Origin of the sequence: Streptomyces sp. W16 (assembly GCF_033194735.1) — a bacterium.
In the GTDB taxonomy this organism is placed as follows: domain Bacteria; phylum Actinomycetota; class Actinomycetes; order Streptomycetales; family Streptomycetaceae; genus Streptomyces.
Genome location: NZ_JAWOAI010000642.1, coordinates 1 through 4,901, shown reverse-complemented (window position 1 = coordinate 4,901; position 4,901 = coordinate 1). Strand labels below are relative to the sequence as shown.

The 4,901-nt window shown below is 69.9% G+C and carries 5 protein-coding genes; 3 read left to right on the top strand and 2 right to left on the bottom strand.

The window, feature by feature from the left end; translation table 11 throughout:
* On the bottom strand, positions 1-550 hold a 550-nt coding region (locus R6V09_RS45985), incomplete at its 3' end, for a glycosyltransferase family 39 protein (RefSeq protein ID WP_317887429.1).
* 259 nt (positions 551-809) lie between these two features.
* On the opposite strand from R6V09_RS45985, the gene R6V09_RS45980 reads away from it, so the two are divergent.
* Positions 810-2,417 carry an MFS transporter gene (locus R6V09_RS45980; RefSeq protein ID WP_317887428.1) on the top strand — a complete coding sequence of 536 codons (1,608 nt, stop codon included), beginning with the start codon at positions 810-812 and terminating at the stop codon, positions 2,415-2,417.
* Between the two features lie 140 nt (positions 2,418-2,557).
* Entirely contained in the window at positions 2,558-3,754 is a 1,197-nt protein-coding gene (locus R6V09_RS45975; protein ID WP_317887427.1) for an acyl-CoA dehydrogenase family protein, read from the top strand.
* A gap of 76 nt (positions 3,755-3,830) precedes the next feature.
* On the opposite strand, the gene R6V09_RS45970 is transcribed toward R6V09_RS45975, so the two are convergent.
* Positions 3,831-4,271 carry a cell division protein SepF gene (locus R6V09_RS45970; RefSeq protein ID WP_043681262.1) on the bottom strand — a complete coding sequence of 147 codons (441 nt, stop codon included), beginning with the start codon at positions 4,269-4,271 and terminating at the stop codon, positions 3,831-3,833.
* A 333-nt stretch (positions 4,272-4,604) separates the two neighbouring features.
* Between R6V09_RS45970 and R6V09_RS45965 the strand changes: the two genes are divergently transcribed.
* Positions 4,605-4,901: DUF5685 family protein (locus R6V09_RS45965; RefSeq protein WP_317887426.1), on the top strand; the 297-nt coding region annotated here is incomplete at its 3' end.

Here is a 4,901-nt window from a genome sequence, read left to right as displayed (position 1 = left end):
GGGTCAGCCCGGCGAGCAGCGCGAGGGCGCCCGCCGTCGGCCAGCGGCCGGTCAGCGCGGCGTACAGCGACCAGGCGGCGAGCGCCGTGAACAGCGACTCGCTGTACGCCATCGACTGCACGATCCCCACCGGGAGCACGGCCCACAGCAGCACGGCACACACCCCGGCCCTACGGCCGTACACATGCTCCGCGACCGCGAAGATCCCCCAGGCCGCCGCGAGCGAGGCGAGCAGGCTCACCACGAGACCGCCGTCGGCGTACGACAGCGGGGAGACCGCGTGCATGAACCTTTCCAGCCAGGGCAACAGCGGGAAGAAGGCGAGGTTCGAGTGGACGTCGCCGTTCGGGAGCCGCACCTCGTAGCCGTAACCGAGGTCGGCGACCCGGGTGTACCAGAGGGCGTCCCAGCGCGCCGTCAGCAAGGTGTGGGCGCTCTTGCCGCGCGCCGCGCTCCACACCGCGAGCACCACCAGGCCCAGGGCGCGGACGGCGGCGTACCCGAGGAGGGCCGGGGCCGCCCGGCGCAACGGTGCTTCAAGATCGGTCACGGACCCGATTATCGAGGGCGCGCGGAACCGGCAGGCCCGGCGGGGCGTGGTCCACAGGAGGGGGAGTGGTGTACGCCACACGTGTTGTCCGGGGAGTGTGAGAGGTCCGCCACGTGGCATTGGCGTGAACTCGCGTACGCTGACGGCTCACTCGCCTTCGTTGCGCGGGTCGGAGACACCGCTCCTCTCCGGCCGCAGTCACGGGGAGTCCCCACCCCGTGAGCCCGCCGAACGCGAGGGAACATCTGGGAGGTAGTACATGTCCGGGACGACCACGGCCGCCGCAGCGCTGCGCCGTCGGGCGGCCGGGGCCGGTGCCAACCGCTGGGTCGTCCTCGTCGTCCTCTGCGTGAGCCTGCTCCTCGTCGCGCTCGACGCCACCGTGCTCCATGTCGCGGTGCCCGCCGTCACCGAGGACCTCAAACCCGGCGCGATAGAGCTGCTCTGGATCGTCGACGTCTATCCGCTGGTCTGCGCCTCGCTCCTCATCCTCTTCGGCACACTCGGCGACCGCGTCGGCCGCAGACGCATCCTGCTCCTCGGCTACGGCCTCTTCGGCGTCGCCTCCGGCCTGGCCGCCTGCGCCCATTCCGCCCAGGTCCTGATCCTCGCGCGGGCGCTGCTCGGCGTCGGCGGCGCGATGATCATGCCGGCCACGCTGTCGATCCTCCGCCAGGTCTTCCCCGACCGGCGGGAGCGGGCGGTGGCGATCGGCGTGTGGAGCGCGGTGGCGGCGGTCGGCGCGGCGGTGGGCCCGCTGCTCGGCGGCTTCCTCCTTGAACACTTCTGGTGGGGCTCGGTCTTCCTGGTCAACATCCCCCTGATGCTGATCAGCCTGCCGATCGGCCGCCTCCTGCTCCCCGAGTCCCGCGGCGACCGCAACGGCCCGTGGGACGTCGTCGGCGCGCTGATGGCCGCCGGCGGCCTCTTCGGCGTCGTCCTGGGCGTGAAACGGCTCGGCGGCGGAGAGCCCGCGGACAGCGCGTGGACCCTGGCCCCGCTGCTCGTGGGCGCGGTGCTGATGGTTCTTTTCGTACGACGGCAACGGCGCCGTACGCACCCGCTGGTGGACCTGAGCATGTTCCGCAGGCCGGCGTTCAGCACGTCGGTCTGCTGCATCGTGCTGGCGATGCTGGCCCTGGTGGGCCTGGAACTGATCGCGGCCCAATATCTGCAACTGGTGCTCGGCCTGTCGCCCCTCCAGACGGGTCTACGGCTGCTGCCGCTGACGTTCGCGGCGATGGCGGCGGGACTGTTCGGGGCGCGGATGCTCCGGCGTTTCGGCCCGCGCCGGATGGTGTGCTCCGGTTTCTGCCTGACCGCGGTCTCGGTGCTGACGCTCACCGCGATGGGCGGCCGGGACAACACCGGGCTGCTGCTCTTCGGGTTCCTGCTGCTCGGGTTCGGCCTGGAGATGACGCTCTTCGGGGCGTACGAGTCGATGCTGAGTGAGGCACCGCAGGCCCAGGCGGGCGGCGCGGCGGCGATCGGCGAGACCTCCTACCAGCTCGGCGCCGGCATCGGCATCGCGCTCCTCGGCAGCGTCATGAACGCGGCGTACGCGCCAGGACTGCGGTCCGTTCCCGGGGTACCGGCCTCCGCGTCGGCCTCGGCGGGCCACTCACTGGGCGAGGCCTACGACGTCGCCGCGCGGCTCGGCGGGGTGCGTGGTGCCGCCCTGCGCGACGCGGCTAGGCACGCCTTCGTGCACGGGCTGCACGTCACGCTCCTCGTCAGCGCGGGCTTGCTGCTGCTGGGCGCGGTGATGGCGTTGCGGTTGCCCCGCATCATGCAGTGCGAGCTGCCCGCGGCGGCCGTAGCGGTACCTGCCCCTCGCGAAGTCGCACAGTCCCGCGTCACCGCCTGAACCACATCTCCCACCCACGCACCGCCCGCGACGGGCGTTCGAAGGGTGGGCGTTTCCCGTAGGGGTTCCTCGCCGTCGGCGACCGCGGGTCCGTTATCGTAACTAGCAGTGGTAGTTTTCTCAGATTTCGGAGGCTGTGCATGGCTGCGTCCTCGTCCTCGAAGTTGCCCCCCTTCGACCCCGCCGACCCCCTCGGCATCGACGACCTGCTCGACTCCGAGGACCTGGCGATCCGCGACACCGTTCGCGCGTGGGCCGCCGACAAGGTGCTGCCGTACGTCGCCGAGTGGTACGAGAAGGGCGAGTTGCCCGGGATCCGGGAGCTCGCGCGGGAGTTGGGCGGTATCGGTGCCCTCGGGATGTCGCTCGACGGGTACGGGTGTGCCGGCGCCTCCGCCGTGCAATACGGGCTCGCCTGCCTGGAGTTGGAGGCCGCCGACTCGGGGATCCGGTCGCTCGTGTCGGTGCAGGGATCGCTCGCCATGTACGCCATCCACCGCTTCGGGAGCGAGGAGCAGAAGCAGGCGTGGCTGCCGCGCATGGCCTCCGGTGAGGTCATCGGCTGCTTCGGGCTGACCGAGCCCGACCACGGTTCCGACCCGGGCGCCATGCGGACGTACGCCAAGCGCGACGGCGGAGACTGGGTGCTCAACGGGCGCAAGATGTGGATCACCAACGGGTCGGTGGCCGGTGTGGCCGTCGTGTGGGCGCAGACCGACGACGGGATCCGGGGGTTCGTCGTACCGACGGACGTGTCCGGCTTCTCCGCGCCCGAGATCAAGCACAAGTGGTCACTGCGTGCGTCCGTCACCAGTGAACTCGTCCTCGACGACGTGCGGTTGCCGGCCGATGCCGTGCTGCCGGAGGTCGTCGGGCTGAAGGGGCCGCTGAGCTGTCTGTCGCACGCTCGTTACGGAATCGTGTGGGGTGCGATGGGCGCGGCGCGCGCTTCCTTCGAGTCCGCCCTCGAATACGCCAAGACGCGGGAGCAGTTCGGGCGGCCCATCGGTGGCTTCCAGCTCACCCAGGCCAAGCTCGCCGACATGGCGGTCGAACTGCACAAGGGGATTCTGCTCGCCCATCACCTGGGGCGGCGCATGGACGCCGGGCGCCTGCGTCCCGAGCAGGTCAGCTTCGGCAAGCTGAACAACGTACGAGAGGCCATCGAGATCTGCCGTACGGCACGGACCATCCTCGGTGCCAACGGGATCTCGCTGGAGTACCCGGTGATGCGGCACGCGACGAACCTGGAGTCGGTGCTCACCTACGAGGGCACCGTCGAGATGCACCAGCTCGTGCTGGGCAAGGCGCTCACCGGACTCGACGCCTTCCGGTAGACAGCCTTTCGGCGGACACCGGAGACCTTGGTCTCGGACAACCCTGCGGGAGGCAGGGCCGATGAGCGGCCCTGCCTCAGCTCTGGTTGAAGAAACCGTCCTCGCGGCGCGCGACCGGGTCGCCGCTGACGATCTCCGTGTTGGCGGGGGTCAGCAGGAAGACACGGTTGGCGACCCGCTCGATAGTGCCGCGCAGGCCGAAGGTCAGGCCGGCCGCGAAGTCGACCACGCGCTTGGCGTCGGTCGCCTCCATCGCCGTGAGGTTCACGATCACCGGAACCCCTTCCCGGAACAGCTCGCCGATGGCACGGGCGTCCCGGAAGCTGTCCGGGGTGACTGTGCCGATGCGCCGGCCCTTCACCTCGGCGACGTCCTCGGCCACCTTCACTCGCGGATCCGTGACCCAGGCATCCCCGGGCTGCTCGGTCCCTTCGGAGTAGTCGTCGTCGTAATAGCGCTCGTCATCGTTGTCGTCAACGAGCCCAAGCCAGGCACTCGCCTTGCGTACCGATCCCATGGACGCCTCCTCTCACAGCGGTCTTACTTGCTTTCCACATCCCTATGGTCATCCATGATGCGGATCGCGCGCCAAGTGGATAGACGCCGCGCGGGGGGTTTGTGACGCTACTGGTGCACAGCCCATACGTCGAGGGCCCCTGTGTATCAAGGGTGTTGCTGGATAGGGCTGCTGACTGAGAGTGAAATATGATTCTTCACGGCGTCCGGGTGACGGCTGGTGCGTACGGGTGAACGGGGTGGTCGATACGACGCGGCCGCTCAACGCCCGGTCAGGTGCCATATCGAACTCCGGATGCCCTGTCAGATGTCGTTCACGCCACGGGGGGTTGTCGTGTTCGGAATGGTCCGGCCCTGCAGTCATCGGCTCGGAGAGAGCCTCAAGGCCCAGTGGATGGCGCACTTGTGCGGGCTGTGTCTCGCGCTGCGCGGAGACCACGGGCAGCTCGCGCGGGTGGTCACCAACTACGACGGGCTGCTCCTCTCGGTCCTGACGGAGGCTCAGGTCGAGCGGGAGGGCGGTGGATGGCGGCGTACGGCGGGGCCCTGCCCGTTGCGCGGGATGCGGACCGCGTCCGTCGCACAGGGCGAGGGCGCCCGCCTCGCGGCGGCCGTCTCGCTGGTGCTCGCC